Raw genomic sequence first — 15,358 nt, forward strand, 5'->3', positions numbered from 1 at the left:
GGAGCCCTTCCGCCGCTGTCCCCGATTCCCCAGGAGGTCTGGTGCCGTTTATGGACACCGACTCAGTGAGCTCGGATGCCGACATCCTCTCCCACGTCAGCCGTGGCGACCGTGAGGCCTTTGCCGAGCTCTACGATCGTTTCGGCGATCGGGTGTACGGCGTGTGCCTCAAGGTTCTCGCCAATCGGGACCTGGCCGCCGATGTTGCCCAAGACGTCTGGCTTCAGATCTGGCACAATTCTTCTCGGTTCGACGCCACACTCGGCACCGCCTCCGGGTGGGTGCTTCGACAGGCACACTCCAAAGCCGTGGATGCGGTCCGCAGCGCGGAGGCATCGCGCCGGCGGCTCCACGTCGTGGGGCAGCGCGAGGCTGTGGTGCGCCCGGAGACCCCCGCTGATATTTACGCGGATGCTGAGGAGGCACAGTCGGTCCGCACGTGTCTAGACTCGCTGACGGAGTTGCAACGCCAGGCGGTCAACCTCGCGTACTACCGAGGAATGACCGGCCGGGAGATTGCGGCGCAGACTGGTTCAGGACTGTCGGCTATCAAGACGCGGATCCGCGACGGAATGTTGGCTTTGAGGAGGTGTTTGGCGAGCTATGAGTGATCGAATGGACTTCACTGACGAGCAGATCTCGAAGGATGATGCCCAGTCGTGGGCGTCTCTGGTGGCTCTCAATGCCGTGGACGCCGAAGACCAGCCCACCATCGACGCGTGCCGTGCTGCCTACCCCGACTTCGATCGGTGGGTGGCCGAGTTCGCCGATGATGCCGCTGACCTTGGTCTTACGGCGCAGGCCCCGGCTCCGCCGGAGCTGCGCTCGGCGGTGTTGAATGCCGTCGCTGGCGATTCCAGAGCCCAGCCCGCCCAGCCCGCCAAATCCCAACCTTCCGGCACCCAGCCCGGCCCGCCGCGCCGCGGTTTCATCACCTTCTCCGCCGCAGCCGTGGTGATCTTGACCTTGGTGATCAGCTTCGTTCCCCTGCCATTTGGCAAGGACAACGCCACCGAGCCACCCGTTGCCCAGGCGGTGACGGAGCAGGCAGAAGTCGCCGGTGGCACGGTGAAGCTCAATTACGTACCGGGCGGCGGAACCGGAACCTTGACGCTCAATTCTGTACCGGCCCCCGCCCCGGGAACGGCCTACCAGATGTGGGTGCGCAAGGGCGAGGAACCCGCTCAGTCGGTAGGCGTCATGGAAACCGAGGATGTCACCCCAGAGATGCAGGCCGAGGTTCCTGACCTGCGGGGTGCCAAGGAGTTCATGATCTCCCTCGAGCCCGCCGGCGGGTCGGAGACTCCCTCCAGCACCACGCTGGTGGACTTCAACTTGGAGGGCTAGCCGAACAGCGAGGTGGCGGTGTCGTAGCGGCGCAGCGGCACCTCCTTGAGGGTGCCCACTGCTTCCTCGAAGCCGATCATCTCGATGTGCTGGCCCTTGAGGGCCACCACCTTGCCGAACTCACCGCGGATCGCGGCCTTGGCGGCATTCACGCCGAAGCGGGTGGCCAACACGCGGTCGAAGGCGGTCGGCGTACCGCCGCGCTGAATGTGCCCCAGGACCGTGGAGCGCACATCCGTATCCAGGCGGTTTTCGATCTCGCGGGCGATCAGCCCGCTGATGTTCTGGAATTTCTCATGGCCGAACTGGTCAACCTCACGCTCACCGACCTCGAGCGTTCCCTCCTTGGGCAGGGCGCCTTCGGCGACCACGATGATGCCGTACTTCTCGCCGAGCTGGAACCTCCGCGCCATGCGGCGGCACACGTCTTCGATGTCGAAGGGGAATTCGGGGATGAGGATTTCGTGCGCGCCACCGGCCATGCCGGCATGCAGCGCGATCCAGCCCACGTGGCGGCCCATGACCTCCACGATCATCACGCGGTTGTGGGATTCGGCGGTGGTGTGGAGCCGGTCGATGGCGTCCGTCGCCACGGCCACGGCACTATCGAAACCGAAGGTGTAGTCGGTGCCGTTGACGTCGTTGTCGATGGTCTTGGGCACGCCGATCACCGGCACGCCGTTGTCGTGCAGGAACCGTGCGCCCTTGAGCGTGCCCTCGCCGCCGATCGGGATCAGCGCGTCGATGCCCGCATCGGCGAGGTTAGCCTTGACCCGATCGATGCCCGCCTTGAAATCGTCTGGGTGCAGGCGCCCGGTACCCAGGATGGTGCCGCCCCGGCGCAGGATGCGGTCGATGTGGTCATCGTCGTAGAGCTGCATTCGGCGATCTTCGAGGAGGCCTTCCCAGCCGTCCTCAAATCCCACGACGGTGTGCCCCTTGCCTGCCGCTGTTCGCACAATACCTCGGATCACAGCGTTCAATCCGGGGCAATCTCCACCACTGGTCAAGGTCGCAATTCGCATGGCTTCCATCCTAACGGTTGTCGAAACATCTCACGCGGTGACGGTCTAGGGGTTTCGTCGCGGCGACGCCGTCAGCACCAGCGCCACCGGTCCCCTACTCGTTGTCCCAGGTCCGCCGCAGCCGGGGGTTCCATCGGATTTGCCCGATGGGCAGCTGGAGCATCCCCCGCCAGCGCAGCTTGACCCCAGGCTTTCTTGCACGAGCATTCCCATGCGCTGCAGATGTTCGATGGCGACATCGACCATGCTGGGTTGGAGCCCAGAGAGCTCGCAGATCTCTTTTCGGCTCTTCGCACCGCTTTCGATTGCTTGGCGCACGCGGGCTAGCGGACCACTCATTGTCTTGTCAGCACTTCCTCTATTTTGCCTTCGTGTTTCCCTTGCTTACCTTCGTGTTTCCTTCCGAGCTTCGGGAGTCTTGAGCTCTAACTAGGCCATGATCGCGCTCAGTCCTTGGAACACGGCAACCGCGAGCAGCCACGCGACCGTGAGTTGCATGACCAGTCCGAACGCTGTCCACTTCAGCCCAATTTCTCTGCGCTGGGCCGCCAGTGTGGCAACGCAGGGCGTGTAGGCCAGCAGGAACACCATGTATGCCCACACGGCAGGGATGGTGCGCCCGTGTGAGGCGGCGTCGAAGTCCTGGCGAACCTTCTCGGAGAGCGTCCCGGCGGCTTGGGCACCGGGACCACCGGCAGCACCGTCCGCAGCATCATCCGCAGTGGGATCGGCGACCGAGTAGGTCTGTGCCCATGTGGAGATGACGGCCTCTTTGGCCACAAAGCCCGTGATCAATGGGCCTGTCAGCGACCATGATCCGAAGCCGGCGGGTTCAAAAACCGGGGCGATGGTCTGGGAGATTGCACCGTAGGCGCTATCGCGTGGCTCTAGATCCGGGTCCGCGAAACTGTAACCCGATACCACGGGCGCGGACTGCAGAGCCCAGATGATTGCGACAGTCGCGACGATGATGCCACCGGCGGTCTTGAGGAAACCTTTGAGCCGCATCCACGTCACGGACAGCGCCAGGCGGGGCGTTGGAAGCTGGTAGACGGGAAGGTCCATGACCAACGGTTCGGAACCCATCGTTTTCCACAAAGTGTTGCGCAGCAGGAGTCCGGCCACGACCACCAGCAGAATCGAGATGACGTACATGGCGAACACCACGGTGCCGCTGTTCGAGGGGAAGAAGATCGTGGCGATCATCACGTAGACGGTGAGGCGGGCCGAACAGGACGTGAACGGCACGAGCAGGCATGTCATGATGCGATGCTGGGCGTCGGAGAGCACGCGTGTAGCGGAGATCGCCGGCACGTTGCAGCCGAAGCCCACGATGAGCGGCAGGAACGCCTTGCCTGGAAGGCCGATGGATCGCATGACGCGATCGGCGACCACGGCGGCGCGTGCCATGTATCCCGAGTCCTCGAGGATCGCCAGGCACAGGAACATGATGGCCATGAGCGGGGCAAACGTGAGCACCATGCCCACGCCACCGATCAGGCCGTTGATGACGAAACCACGGACGATTCCGTTCGTGATATGTGCGGCGTCGAAGGCGTTTTCTACGAACGTGGCGACGGTGCCGTTGAAGAACGAGTCGAGCCCATCCTGCAGTGGTGCGGCCACGGTGGTGGTGATCTGAAAGACCAACCACATTGCGGCGAGGAAGACGATTGATCCGGCGAATGGATGCAGCACCACCCGGTCGATTGCGTCGCTGAACGATCGGCGCGGGGTGTCCTCGGTGGTGCTGGCTTGCACCATCCGGTCGACCCACTCGAAGCGGGCGTCGGCTGCGAGGAAGTCGAGGTCATCGCTCGTGGCATCGCCGTCGGTGGTACCGGCGTCTCGCACGGGAACCACGCTCTCCAACGGGCGGTTCAGCTGCTGTTCCACCACGTCTTCGATAGCTCCCAATGTTCGACGCCGCGGATCGAGCGCAACGACAGGCAGACCCATCGCGTGCTCGAGGGCCTGAGCATCGACAGTGACGCCGTGGGATGCCGCAACGTCCACCTTCGTCAGCACCACCACGAGCCGGTAGGGAAGCTCGGCGAGCTGGGCGACCATGTACAGCCCGCGGGCCAGGTTGGAGGCATCGACGGCGACGATGACGAGGTCAGGGCGTTCTGACTGCGGCCTATCGACGAGGTGTTCCCGGGTGAATTCCTCATCGGGGCTCTGCGGATCCAGTGAGTAGGCGCCGGGATAGTCGATGACGTCGTACAGCTGCTCGCTAGTCTTCCAGCGTCCGCGGGAGATCTCGACGGTCGTGCCGGGCCAGTTTCCCATGGTCGCTTTGGAGCGCGTGAGGGCGTTGAACAGCGTCGACTTGCCCGCATTGGGTGCGCCAACGAGTGCGATGACTGGGGTGCCGGGCGGGCTGGGGGCCAAGGACTGTGTGGAGTGGCAGGATGGCCCGGCCATCGACATGGATGGTTTCTGCTTCACAGCAAACTCTTTTCTCTGTTGCTCAAGCCTCTATTGCTCGAGCCCCTATTGCTCAGGCCTCTATTGCTCAACCCTTCTAGGCCTCGACGGGGAACTTGGCGAGCACGGTGGCATCTAGCGCGTAGCGGGATTGTCCAAGCTTGATGACCCGGCCTCCGCCCGAGGTCTTCTGAACGATCGTGACCTCTACCCCGGGACGCAGCCCGAGTTCAGCGAGCCGACGCGCCTGTTGGCGCCGACCCTGCCCGGCGTCCTGGTAGGACTTGATCACTGCTGCCTGTCCGACGGGAACATCGCGAAGGGTGCGCCGCGTCGGGCATTCGATCGGCGAGCGTTCCGCAGCTGGGCGCTGCATTGCCGGGCGCTCCATGGTCGCCAGACCAGCAGCGTTCCGATCAGCCTTCATCCGCAACAGATTCACAGCTCTTGTCCTTCACTCGTGGTCGCTTCGGGGCGTGCGAACACTTCCCACTCCGCTGTGCATCGGCACTGCAGTCGTTCCACCGCAGGGCTGCAACCGCAGGGTTACATAAGCAATACTCTAACCTACTTTGGTTAACATGCACTTACTTATCTTTGTCTGCACTCATATTACGCAGGTGAGGCAGCACTAAGACACCCCTTGTCGCCAATATCTCTCACGACCATCCCTCATACGGGTGCAGCACCCAGCGCGCACCCCCAACACACACCCGCGGCAGGCACCCGTGGCAGTCTTAGCACACGCACCGGCGCGCTAGCTGGGATTGCGCGACTGAGCACTCCCCCACAGCCCCACCAGCAACACCAGTGCCGCAGGAATCAGCGAGTACGCAAACGCATTTCCCACATCCCCCGCCGCGGCCTGCGACTGCAGCACCGCGCCGATGACCGCCACGCCGAGCACGGATCCCGTCTGGCGCGTGGTGTTGTACATACCCGAGCCAGCGCCCGCATTTTTCGGCGGCAGGTCCCTCAGCGTGATCGTGGAATTGGGTGCCCACACGAACGGACTTCCCAAGCCCAGCACCACCATGACGATGGTCACCCACCACGGCTCGAAGCCGGGGCGCATCACCACCACCAACAGGCCCACGCCCAGCGCCATGAGGCCGAAACCGATCATCGCCAGCGGACGGGGATCCATCCGGTCGGTCAGCCGCCCCACCACCGGGGCCAGCAAGCCACCGAGGATCGCCATCGGCATGATCGTCAACGCCGACCCCATCGGGCTCAAGTGGTGCACCTGCTGCAGGTACAGCATCACGGGCACCATCATGCCGGTGATCGTGAAGCCCATGGTGAAGATGGAGATATTGCCGAACGAGAAATCCCGCCTGTGGAAGAGCTCCAGTGGAATCACCGGATCGCGGCCGGTGGCGGCGACGGCCTCTTGGCGTCGAATAAAAACAACGATCAAGACGACCGACAGGACAATCAGAGCCCATATGTACCAACTCCAGTCCGCCCGGGTGCCCTCCTGGATGGCGAAGATGAGGCAGGTCATGGCGGTCATGGACAGGGCGATGGAAACCCCGTCGATGGGCTTCGGCGTGAGCTTGAACCGCGGCACCCAGCGGGAGACCAGCGCTACAGACACCACGCCGATCGGGACGTTAATGAAGAAAATCCAGTGCCAGCTCGCCACCCTCATGATGAGCCCACCCAGCAGTGGTCCGGCGAGGTTCGCGATACCCGCCACCGCGCCCCACGCTCCAAGGGCCGAACCGCGGCGCTCGCGGGGGAACACGCGGTTGATCACGCTCATGGTTTGCGGGACGAGCAGGCTGGCGCCGAGGCCCTGCGTAGCGCGGGCGGTGATGAGCCACCCCACGCCCTGCGATAAACCGCAGGCCAGCGACGACAACGTGAAGACCACCATACCCCCGATATACAGATTGCGCGGGCCCCACCGATCGCCCATGCGCCCGGTGACCAACAGCGGCACGGCGAAAAACAGCAGGTAGACGGAGTTAATCCAGATGACCTGGCCGTAGCTGGCGCCGAGGTCGGTCTGCAGATCCGGCATCGCCACCGCCACGATGGTTTGATCCAGCAGGATCATGAAAAAACCGATGCACAAGGCGAGCAGAGCGCGCCAAGCATCGCCCAGTGGCAGCGGGAGCGCCGGGTAATTCGTACCCTCCGTGGTGCGCGCCCCGCTCACTGCAGCTGGTCCAATAGCTGATCCATTGCCTCACGGATCTCCGGCAGGCTGGCAGCAAACTCGGGCATGAGCGGGAGCTTCTCCAGCTCGTCGAGCGGCCACCATTCCAGCTCCAAGGATTCTGCCGTGGGGTTGAGCTCCAAGGCATGAGTACATGTCGCCAGCACAGTGGTGTACGTCCACTCGGTGATCTCGGGATTGTTGAACTCCCACCAGTAGCGCGCGCCGAGGCCGAACACGCCGCGGCTGCCGTGGTCCGGGTGGATCACGGGATTGTCCTGCAGCGCGGTGACGGGATCGCCGGTGCGTTCCACGATCCGGTCAATGTGCTCGAACATGGGCATTTCTTCGGGCAACACTGGGCGGCGGCATTTCGTCTCCGAGACCGGTTGCCGGGCTGTGATGAGCTCGCTGAGGATTGTCACATCCGACGCCACCACGCCCGTTTCTTCCCACGTTTCGCGCAGGGCCCCTTCAGCGGGTGTCTCGCCCACGTCGATTGCACCGCCGGGCAAGGCCCACGTTCCTCCCCTATTGGTCCACTTGGCGCGGTGTTGCATGAGCACGCGCCGGTCGGGTGTCAGCAGGAATAATCCAGCTGCCCCCAGTGTGCCCCAGCGGCGTGAGCCGTCGGGGGAAATGGCCCATCCATCACCCGTGAACATATCCATGCGCCCCACCCTACTCGCGCGTGAGACGCCGATGGATGCGGGGATGGGCGGGCAGCCCAGTTGCCGCAGCGCTATTGCTCCGCGCGACAACTTGGCGCGACTATTGCGCGCCATTACTGCGCGCGACTACTTGGCGCGACCCGCCTCAAACGCAGCGCCCACGCGGTACAGGCGATCATCGCCGTGCGCCGGGCCCATGATCTGCAGGCCGGTCGGCAGGTTGGTGTCAGAAGCCAAGCCACCCGGCACGGACATGCCACACACGCCAGCCAGGTTCAGCGGCAGGGTGAACAGGTCGAACAGGTACATGGACAGCGGATCGTCCACCTTCTCGCCGAGCTTGAAGGCCGTGGTGGGCGTGGTCGGCGCCACGATGGCGTCCACGGTCTCGTAGGCCTTGGCGAAGTCCTGCGCGATGAGGTTACGCACGCGCTGTGCTTGCAGGTAGTAGGCGTCGTAGTAGCCCACCGACAGGGCGTAGGTGCCCAGCATGATGCGGCGCTTCACCTCGGGGCCGAAGCCCTCCTCGCGGGTGATGCTCATGACCTCGTCGGCGGAGTGGGTGCCATCGTCGCCGCGGCGCTGGCCGTAGCGCATGCCGTCGAAGCGGGCGAGGTTGGAGGACACCTCACAGGGCAGGATGAGGTAGTAGGCGTTCATGGCGTGGTCGAAGTTCGGGCAGTCGACTTCCACCAGCTCGGCGCCCTGGCTCTTGAGCTGCTCCAGGTTGGCCTCGTAGGCAGCCAGCACGCCATCCTGCAGCGCATCGTTGTGCTGGAACTGCTTGACCACGCCGAGCTTCATGCCGGTCAGATCGCCGCTGGCACCGGCCTTGGCGGCCTCCACCACGGGGGCAATGGGGCGGGTCGAGGAGGTGGAATCGTGCGAGTCGTGGCCCGCGATGACCTCGTGCAGCAGCGCGGTGTCCAGCACCGTGCGGGCGGTCGGGCCGCCCTGATCCAGGGAGGATGCGCAGGCCACCAGGCCGTAGCGGGAAACAGTGCCGTACGTCGGCTTCACGCCCACGGTGTTGGTCAGCGCGGCGGGCTGGCGGATGGAACCACCCGTGTCCGTGCCGATCGCCAGCGGCGCCATGCCAGAGGCCAGCGCGGCCGAGGAACCACCGCCGGATCCACCCGGGGTGCGCTCCAGGTCCCAGGGGTTCTTGGTGGGGCCGTACGCGGAGTTCTCGGTGGACGAGCCCATGGCGAACTCATCCATGTTGGTCTTGCCCAAGATCGGGATGCCGGCGGCGCGCAGGCGCAGCGTCACGGTGGCATCGTAGGGGCTCATGTAGCCCTCTAGCATCTTGGAGGCGCAGGTGGTGGGCGCATCGGTGGTGGTGAACACGTCCTTGAGCGCCAGGGGCACGCCCGCCAGCGGTGAGGTCGGCTGTTCGCCGTTGGCCAACGCGTTGTCCACATTCACGGCAGCTGCGAGTGCTTCATCGCCACCGACGTGAAGGAACGCGTGAATGTCGGCGTCGATATCCGAAATACGGTCGAGGTGGGCCTGCGTGACTTCCTCGGAACTAATCTCGCGGGAGTGGATCTTCTCGGCGAGCTCTGCGGCGGTCCAGGTGGTGAAGTCGGAATCGTCCCTGGCACCAACGAGGTACTTGTTGTCAGACATGTGAGATCTCTCTATGGGTGTTAAACGCTATACGTGTTAAAGCTCAGTGCTACGGCTACGGATGCTGTGTAGAACAACTCTATTCGCCGAGGATCTGCGGAACCTCGAAGCGCTGCTCGGAGCTGCGCGGGGCTTGGTCGAGAGCCTGCTCGGGGGTCAGGCTGGGGATCACCACGTCCTCGCGCATCACAGACACGGCACCATCCACGTTCTCCGTGGGATGGCACAGCGGCTTGACGTCGGTCGTGTCGACCTCCCGGATGGCGGCCACGTGGCCGACGATTCCATCAATCTGGACAGAGTATTCACTCAGTTCTTCTTCGCTTAGGCGCAGGCGTGCTAAGCGGGCCAAGTGGGCAACATCTTCGCGCGAAATCTCAGACATGCGTACCACTGTAGTCGCCCAACTGGACACTGGCGTGCACAGGTATGGCTAGTATCGGTGGCATGTCCTTTCTGATGCGTGTCCGTATGCCCGACGTCCCCGGCTCCCTCGGCTTACTCGCCATGGCGCTGGGAACCGTCAGTGGCGACATCCGCGGTGTGGATATCGTGGGCAATGATGCCGATGGCACGGTCATCGACGACATCATCGTGAGCCTGCCCTCGGGTCATCTGCCCGACGCTCTGATCACTGCCACGCAGGAGCTCGACGGTTTTTATGTCGATTCGATCCGGCCGTATTCCGGCACGGTGGATCGCCGCGGCCAGGTGCAGATGCTGGCCGGTGTGGCGGAGAAGCGCCGATCGTACAGCGAGGCGCTCGAGATCCTCATGGAGAAGCTGCCGAAGACGATGACCGCCGGGTGGGCTGTGGTGCTCGATTCGGATCCCCGGACCCACCGCGTGGCGGCCTCCCCGGCCGCGCCGGAAGATGATGGTGCGGAATACGATGCTCCCCTGGTGGAGTACGCCCGGGTGCTGCACCCGGAGAAGGATACGTGGATCCCCGAAAACTGGACCGTCATGGACTCTGCCTTAGCGGCGACGCCCATAGGCAATACGTCCCTCATTCTTGTCATCGGTCGACCAGGGGGCCCGGATTACCTCATCAGCGAGGTGGAGCACTTGCGGCAGTTGGGCACCATCGTGGGCGCGTTCTTCGAGTGCTGATTAGACCTAGTTGTTGGTCATGAAGAACTTGTAAGACGGGCTATCGGTGACGTCCGTGGCGTGATAACCAAGTTGCTGCAGGTGGGACTGGAACTCAGGGTCGCCCGAGACGTCCTCGAAGGCGGCGAGGATGCGGCCGTAGTCCATGCCGAAGCTGCGGTAGTGGAACGCGGTGACGTTCCAGCGGGTGCCGAGCACCTCGAGGAAGTGCTGCAGGGCGCCGGGGTGCTCTGGGAATTCGAAGCTGAACGTGGTTTCCTGCACGTCTACGGGCGGTTGGCCGCCGATCATGTAGCGGACGTGCTCCTTGGCGACCTCGTCCTCGGAGAGATCCACCACGCCGTATCCTGCGTCCTCGAGGTCGCGGGCGATCTCGCGGCGCTCCTCGATGCCGTCCTTGAGCTTCACACCCACGAAGATGCGGGCGGGTTCGCCGCTGTTGCGGGTTCCCACGCGGTAGCTGAACTCGGTGACGGATCGGCCGCCGAGGATGCTGCAGAAGTTGAGGAACGCGCCCTTTTCTTCGGGAATGGTCACGCCGTAGATGCCCTCGCCGCCTTCGCCGAGTTCGGCGCGTTCGGAGACGTAGCGCAGGGAGTGGAAGTTAACGTTGGCGCCGGAGAGGATGTGCACCAGGGTTTCGCCGTGGATGTCGCGCTCGGCGGCGTAGCGCTTGAGACCAGCCAAGGCCACCGCGCCGGCGGGTTCGCCGATGGCGCGGGTGTCGTCGAAGATGTCTTTGATGGCCGCGCTGATCTCATCGGAGCTTACGGTGATGACTTCGTCGAGGAATTCCTGGCAGATGCGGAATGTTTCCTGGCCGATGGTCTTCACGGCCACACCCTCGGCGTAGAGGCTGACGTGGTCGAGGTCCACGGGATGCCCGGCCTTCAGCGCTGCGGTGAGGCAGGCGGACTCTTCCGGCTCCACGCCCACGACGGTGATGTCGGGGTTGAGTTCCTTAAGCAACACGGCCACGCCCGCGGCGATTCCGCCACCGCCGACGGGGACGAACACGCGGTCAACGTCCGGTCGGGATTGGAAGATTTCCAGGCCGATGGTGCCCTGGCCGGCGATGACGGCTTCGTCGTCGAAGGGAGCGACCCACACCATGCCGTCCTTGTCGGACAGTTCCATGGCCTTGGCTTTGGCCTCGTCGAAGTTGCCGCCGTGCAGGAGGACCTCGCCACCGAATCCGCGGACAGCATCGATCTTGATGCTGGGGGTGGTCACCGGCATGACGATGATGGTGCGAATCCCGAGCTCGCGGCCGGACAGCGCAACACCCTGGGCGTGGTTGCCTGCGGAGGCAGCGACGACTCCCCTGGCGCGCTCTTCCTCGCTGAGCTGCGCCATGCGGTTGAAGGCGCCGCGGATCTTGAAGCTGTGGACGGGCTGGAGGTCTTCGCGCTTGATGAGCACGGTGTTGTCGATGCGCTCGGACAGCCTCTCCATCGTCTCCAATGGGGTGTGAATGGCCGCGCGGTAGACGGGTGCGGCTACGATCTTCTTGAGGTACTCAGCGCCGGTTACAGACATGAGACATCATTATAGGCTTCTCGGGCTGTGCTCACCCATCCCCCACCTGGTAGTGGCCACTACTGCAGCGGCCACGAGGTATTGACGCTGCGGTCCATGCCCTTGTCGTCAAAGTACTGCTGCAACCGGGACTGCGTTTCGTAATGCCACGTCGATTGCGCCAGCATGAGCTCGTCCGAGATCATCTCCACAAGTTCCGGGAACTGACGGGCGAGTTTCCACGCCACGCGCGCAGCCGCCACGGCATCGGCGGTGGCCTCGTGCGCATTTGTCAGCGGCACGCCGTAATGCTCACACACGTTCTCCAGAGTGCGCTTGCCCTTGCGGTACTGGTCCTTGGCGCGGTCGACCACGAACGGGTCGAAAACCGGACCGTCCACGGTGAAGTTCGGGTCCAGCGTGCGCAAGACGGTGAGGTCGTAGGCAGCGTTGTACACGATCAGCGTGGCGCCGTTGTCCCAGCCCTCCCGGATCCTCCGGATGGTTTCGGCAAGTACCTCGTCGTGTGGTTGACCGTGCTCGCGGGCGTATTCGGTGGTGATGCCGTGGACGGCCGCCGCCTCCTTGGGGATCTCCACCCCAGGATCGGCAAGAAGTTCTAGCTCGTCTTTCTGCTTGCCGTTGATCGTTACCATCGCGCTGGTCACAATGCGAGCGGTGTGGGGATCGCGACCCGTGGTTTCCAGGTCGAAGCTGAGCATGTGGCTGGGGTTGAAGTGCGGAGCGTAGTTCTGCGAGGTGGCGCCTGCGGTGCTGTCGTTCATGGCTCCCACACTATATCGCCGCCCGGACAACACGATCTCCTCCCCGCATGAGAATATCGAACGTGCAGCTCACTACCCGTATCTCTCGCCCGCACGGCAGCGTTCTCACAGTCAATCCCCACCCCGGCGCGGAGCCGCTCAACCATAATGGACACCATGCCCCGCCGCCGCACACGCCGCTCTGCTCACGGTCCCACACGCCGCTCTGCTCACGGCCCCACACTCAGCTTCCTGCGCCACCCCCTGCGCCGTCTCCGCGCCAGGGAGCGTGAGCTTGCTGCTCATCCGCACCGCACGCGCACCCGCGCCATCGCGGCCCTCGCCCTCGCCGCGATCGCGCTCCTAGGCTGGATGGTGGTGCTCAGCGACACCCTCCACGGCAGCGCCCAATTTGCCTGGCTCAGCCTCGATTCCCTCGAGCTTCTTCTGCTGTCCGGCAGCGCCATCACCCTCGCCTTTCACAACAATATCGCCCGCTACCTGCTCATTGCCTTAGGAGTCGTCGTTCTCGGCGACGCCGTAACCGATCTCCTGACCTCCTGGCTCTTCGGAACACGAAGGGACAGCGTCTTTAACGCCCTGAGCCTCTGGCCCATCGAGATCCCCACCGCACTCGCCTGCCTGGTCGCGGGGATTAGACACGACGCCTTTTTCGGCCGGCGCCGCAGAGCCTCCCGACGTCATCTCCGCTGACTCTCCGATTTCCCACAACGAGCCCCATGCCCATGACAATTGTCATGGCCAAATGGTGACATTATCCCTACGTCCTCATCTCCCGGCGCGCGTGTAATGACCTCATGACACCTCAACACCCCGCCGACACGCCCGCCAACACTCCCCCTTCCCCGCCCCGAGATTCAGCGTCGCACATCGCGACTCTTTCCGGAATCACCAAAACCTTCCCCACGAGATCCTCCACCGCCCGCACTTCCACCGCCCGCAAATCTAAAGCCCGCGCCCTCACAGCCTTAGACGATGTCTCTCTCACCATCGCCCCTGGCGAAATCATCGGCCTGCTCGGCCCCAACGGCGCCGGCAAGTCCACCCTCATTGATCTCATCTTGGAGCTGACCACCCCCACGTCGGGCACCGTGAGCGTCTGCGGCACCTCCCCGCGTCGCGCGATCGCCCATTCCCAGGTCGGCGCCGTCCTGCAGACGGGCGGTTTGCTGCCCGACCTCACCATCGAGCAGACGATCCGCCTCATCTCTTCCACCTTCCCTCACCCACAACCACTCGACCAGATCCTGGAACGCGCGGATCTCACCCGCATCCGCAGCCGCAAAGTCCAAGCATGCTCCGGCGGCGAGCAACAACGCCTCCGATTCGCCCTCGCGCTGATCGGCGCGCCCACGTTCCTCATCCTGGACGAGCCCACCGCCGGCATGGATCCCGTTGCACGCCGCCACTTTTGGGAGTCCATGAGGGTCCAGGCGAGCCACGGCACCACCATCCTGTTCGCTACCCACTACCTCGAGGAGGCGCAGGACTTCGCCAGCCGCATCGTCCTCCTCTCCCAGGGCCGCATCCTCGCCGACGGAACCGTGGACGAAATTCGCAATATGACCAGCTCGTACACCATTCAGGCTCGTTTTTCGCCCGACGCCACCACACCGCCCACCTTCCTGCAGCACATGGACCCGAACGTTTCGGGCTTGGTGTCAGCCGTCGACGAGCTCGGCCACGACACGTGGCAGTTCACCACGACGGATTCCGATGCCCTCGCCCGCTACTTGCTCAACCACACGGCGGCACGGGATCTGCGCATTGCCGCCTCCTCGCTCGATGACGCTTTTGTCACGCTGACCGAATCGAACTCTCGCTAAGCCCTCACCGTCCCCAGTCGCCAATCCCAGTCACGAGTCCCAGTCACAAGCCGTCTCATTTTCAGTGAAAGGCCCACCATCATGTCATTCGTTTTCCTCAATCTGCGCAGAATCCTCATGGATAAAGCCGGGCTGTTTTTCTCCATCGCGCTGCCGATCTTCTTCTACATCATCTTCGGCGCCACGCAGTCCTACGGTGATCAGCCGCTCAACAGCGGTAACGTCAACGCCTACATCATGATCGGCATGGCGCTGTATGCCGGTGCAGTGGGTGCCATCGGCGGAGCCAGCACCTCCGTGGTGGAGGGTGTGTCGGGGTGGAATCGGCAGCTAGCGCTGACGCCTCTGACACAGGGCCAGCTGTTGGCGTCGCAACTAGTACCCCTCATTGTCCGAGCCGCCTTGCCCGTGATCGCGGTGTATATCGCCGGGGTGGTCGGCGGCGCGCAGATGCCACTATCCACGTGGATTGCCACTGGGCTAATTACCGTGGCGGTGTCGATCCCGTTCGGGTTGTACGGCATCGCGTGGGCGCAGCTGCTGCGGTCCTCGACGGCGATATCGATTGCGTCGTCGTCAATGGTGGTGCTGGCGTTCGCGGGCAATATTTTCACTCCGCTGCCGGAGAGTTTCATGGACGTCGTGCGTTTCACCCCGGCCTACGGCGCGGGTGCCCTGGCCAGGTATCCACTCAGCGATGGGATGCAGGCAATCTCCGGTGATCCGGGAACGCTCACGGATCCACTCATTTATGCTGTAGTCAACGTTGCGGCGTGGGCGGCCATTTTCGGTCTCGCGGTCGTGCTGCTCAATCGCCGGGATAAGACGAGGATCTAGAAGCGAG

16 protein-coding genes are annotated in these 15,358 nt (G+C 63.8%); 6 read left to right on the forward strand and 10 right to left on the reverse strand.

Going from position 1 to position 15,358, the window contains the following annotated elements:
- Window positions 1–50: 50 nt before the first annotated feature.
- Both LA343_RS09015 and LA343_RS09020 read left to right on the forward strand, forming a co-directional pair.
- On the forward strand, window positions 51–611 hold the full coding sequence (locus LA343_RS09015; protein WP_025403001.1) for a sigma-70 family RNA polymerase sigma factor: 561 nt from the start codon (window positions 51–53) through the stop codon (window positions 609–611).
- Window positions 604–1,347: an anti-sigma factor gene (locus LA343_RS09020; RefSeq protein ID WP_081737332.1), complete on the forward strand. Its 744-nt coding sequence runs from the start codon at window positions 604–606 to the stop codon at window positions 1,345–1,347. The genes LA343_RS09015 and LA343_RS09020 overlap by 8 nt, the downstream gene beginning before the upstream one ends.
- Here LA343_RS09020 and LA343_RS09025 read toward each other — a convergent pair.
- From LA343_RS09025 to gatC, 8 genes are all read right to left on the reverse strand, one after another.
- A complete protein-coding gene (locus LA343_RS09025; protein WP_025403003.1) occupies window positions 1,344–2,372 on the reverse strand; it encodes an ATP-dependent 6-phosphofructokinase in 1,029 nt (342 codons plus the stop codon). The genes LA343_RS09020 and LA343_RS09025 overlap by 4 nt on opposite strands.
- 45 nt (window positions 2,373–2,417) lie before the next feature.
- Window positions 2,418–2,711, reverse strand: coding sequence for a FeoC-like transcriptional regulator (locus LA343_RS09030; RefSeq protein WP_081737333.1), 294 nt, complete (start codon window positions 2,709–2,711; stop codon window positions 2,418–2,420).
- Between the two features lie 90 nt (window positions 2,712–2,801).
- A complete protein-coding gene (gene feoB / locus LA343_RS09035) occupies window positions 2,802–4,799 on the reverse strand; it encodes a ferrous iron transport protein B (protein ID WP_052337664.1) in 1,998 nt (665 codons plus the stop codon).
- A gap of 100 nt (window positions 4,800–4,899) precedes the next feature.
- Window positions 4,900–5,244: a FeoA family protein gene (locus tag LA343_RS09040; protein WP_224207535.1), complete on the reverse strand. Its 345-nt coding sequence runs from the start codon at window positions 5,242–5,244 to the stop codon at window positions 4,900–4,902.
- Window positions 5,245–5,559: 315 nt separating this feature from the next.
- The gene (locus tag LA343_RS09045; protein WP_025403006.1) at window positions 5,560–6,969 is read right to left on the reverse strand and encodes a DHA2 family efflux MFS transporter permease subunit; all 1,410 of its coding nucleotides are present in this window, start codon (window positions 6,967–6,969) and stop codon (window positions 5,560–5,562) included.
- Window positions 6,966–7,640: an NUDIX domain-containing protein gene (locus LA343_RS09050; RefSeq protein ID WP_144084496.1), complete on the reverse strand. Its 675-nt coding sequence runs from the start codon at window positions 7,638–7,640 to the stop codon at window positions 6,966–6,968. Before LA343_RS09050 ends, LA343_RS09045 begins: the two co-directional genes overlap by 4 nt.
- Window positions 7,641–7,766: 126 nt before the next feature.
- Window positions 7,767–9,272, reverse strand: a complete 1,506-nt coding sequence (gatA, locus tag LA343_RS09055) for an Asp-tRNA(Asn)/Glu-tRNA(Gln) amidotransferase subunit GatA (RefSeq protein ID WP_025403008.1) — start codon at window positions 9,270–9,272, stop codon at window positions 7,767–7,769.
- Between the two features lie 79 nt (window positions 9,273–9,351).
- Complete coding sequence (gatC, locus tag LA343_RS09060) at window positions 9,352–9,657, reverse strand: Asp-tRNA(Asn)/Glu-tRNA(Gln) amidotransferase subunit GatC (protein WP_025403009.1); 306 nt, start codon at window positions 9,655–9,657, stop codon at window positions 9,352–9,354.
- Window positions 9,658–9,719: 62 nt separating this feature from the next.
- Here gatC and LA343_RS09065 point away from each other — a divergent pair, with 62 nt between their 5' ends.
- Window positions 9,720–10,385: an ACT domain-containing protein gene (locus LA343_RS09065; RefSeq protein WP_025403010.1), complete on the forward strand. Its 666-nt coding sequence runs from the start codon at window positions 9,720–9,722 to the stop codon at window positions 10,383–10,385.
- Between the two features lie 6 nt (window positions 10,386–10,391).
- Here the strand turns inward: LA343_RS09065 and ilvA are convergent, their stop codons facing one another.
- Both ilvA and LA343_RS09075 read right to left on the reverse strand, forming a co-directional pair.
- Window positions 10,392–11,924: a threonine ammonia-lyase, biosynthetic gene (gene ilvA, locus LA343_RS09070; RefSeq protein WP_025403011.1), complete on the reverse strand. Its 1,533-nt coding sequence runs from the start codon at window positions 11,922–11,924 to the stop codon at window positions 10,392–10,394.
- Between the two features lie 59 nt (window positions 11,925–11,983).
- Window positions 11,984–12,688 (reverse strand): 3'-5' exonuclease, encoded by a 705-nt coding sequence (locus LA343_RS09075; protein WP_025403012.1) that lies wholly within the window; start codon window positions 12,686–12,688, stop codon window positions 11,984–11,986.
- Between the two features lie 156 nt (window positions 12,689–12,844).
- Here LA343_RS09075 and LA343_RS09080 point away from each other — a divergent pair, with 156 nt between their 5' ends.
- The 3 genes from LA343_RS09080 to LA343_RS09090 all read left to right on the forward strand — a co-directional run bounded on the left by LA343_RS09080 (window position 12,845) and on the right by LA343_RS09090 (window position 15,351).
- The gene (locus LA343_RS09080) at window positions 12,845–13,381 is read left to right on the forward strand and encodes a hypothetical protein (protein WP_144084497.1); all 537 of its coding nucleotides are present in this window, start codon (window positions 12,845–12,847) and stop codon (window positions 13,379–13,381) included.
- 104 nt (window positions 13,382–13,485) lie between these two features.
- The gene (locus LA343_RS09085; protein WP_025403014.1) at window positions 13,486–14,514 is read left to right on the forward strand and encodes an ABC transporter ATP-binding protein; all 1,029 of its coding nucleotides are present in this window, start codon (window positions 13,486–13,488) and stop codon (window positions 14,512–14,514) included.
- Window positions 14,515–14,595: 81 nt separating this feature from the next.
- Window positions 14,596–15,351, forward strand: a complete 756-nt coding sequence (locus LA343_RS09090; protein ID WP_025403015.1) for a hypothetical protein — start codon at window positions 14,596–14,598, stop codon at window positions 15,349–15,351.
- Window positions 15,352–15,358 lie beyond the last annotated feature (7 nt).

Origin of the sequence: Corynebacterium falsenii (assembly GCF_020099275.1) — a bacterium.
GTDB classification, from domain to species: domain Bacteria; phylum Actinomycetota; class Actinomycetes; order Mycobacteriales; family Mycobacteriaceae; genus Corynebacterium; species Corynebacterium falsenii.

Bases quoted from the DNA above. Each gene is read 5' to 3' on its own strand.
- LA343_RS09085 (WP_025403014.1), top strand. From the start codon at position 13,486: ATGACACCTCAACACCCCGCCGACACGCCCGCCAACACTCCCCCTTCC.
- gatA (WP_025403008.1), bottom strand. From the start codon at position 9,272: ATGTCTGACAACAAGTACCTCGTTGGTGCCAGGGACGATTCCGACTTC.
- LA343_RS09050 (WP_144084496.1), bottom strand. From the start codon at position 7,640: ATGGATATGTTCACGGGTGATGGATGGGCCATTTCCCCCGACGGCTCA.
- LA343_RS09080 (WP_144084497.1), top strand. From the start codon at position 12,845: ATGCCCCGCCGCCGCACACGCCGCTCTGCTCACGGTCCCACACGCCGC.
- LA343_RS09025 (WP_025403003.1), bottom strand. From the start codon at position 2,372: ATGCGAATTGCGACCTTGACCAGTGGTGGAGATTGCCCCGGATTGAAC.
- LA343_RS09065 (WP_025403010.1), top strand. From the start codon at position 9,720: ATGTCCTTTCTGATGCGTGTCCGTATGCCCGACGTCCCCGGCTCCCTC.
- ilvA (WP_025403011.1), bottom strand. From the start codon at position 11,924: ATGTCTGTAACCGGCGCTGAGTACCTCAAGAAGATCGTAGCCGCACCC.
- LA343_RS09090 (WP_025403015.1), top strand. From the start codon at position 14,596: ATGTCATTCGTTTTCCTCAATCTGCGCAGAATCCTCATGGATAAAGCC.
- feoB (WP_052337664.1), bottom strand. From the start codon at position 4,799: ATGGCCGGGCCATCCTGCCACTCCACACAGTCCTTGGCCCCCAGCCCG.
- gatC (WP_025403009.1), bottom strand. From the start codon at position 9,657: ATGTCTGAGATTTCGCGCGAAGATGTTGCCCACTTGGCCCGCTTAGCA.
- LA343_RS09030 (WP_081737333.1), bottom strand. From the start codon at position 2,711: ATGAGTGGTCCGCTAGCCCGCGTGCGCCAAGCAATCGAAAGCGGTGCG.
- LA343_RS09015 (WP_025403001.1), top strand. From the start codon at position 51: ATGGACACCGACTCAGTGAGCTCGGATGCCGACATCCTCTCCCACGTC.
- LA343_RS09020 (WP_081737332.1), top strand. From the start codon at position 604: ATGAGTGATCGAATGGACTTCACTGACGAGCAGATCTCGAAGGATGAT.
- LA343_RS09075 (WP_025403012.1), bottom strand. From the start codon at position 12,688: ATGAACGACAGCACCGCAGGCGCCACCTCGCAGAACTACGCTCCGCAC.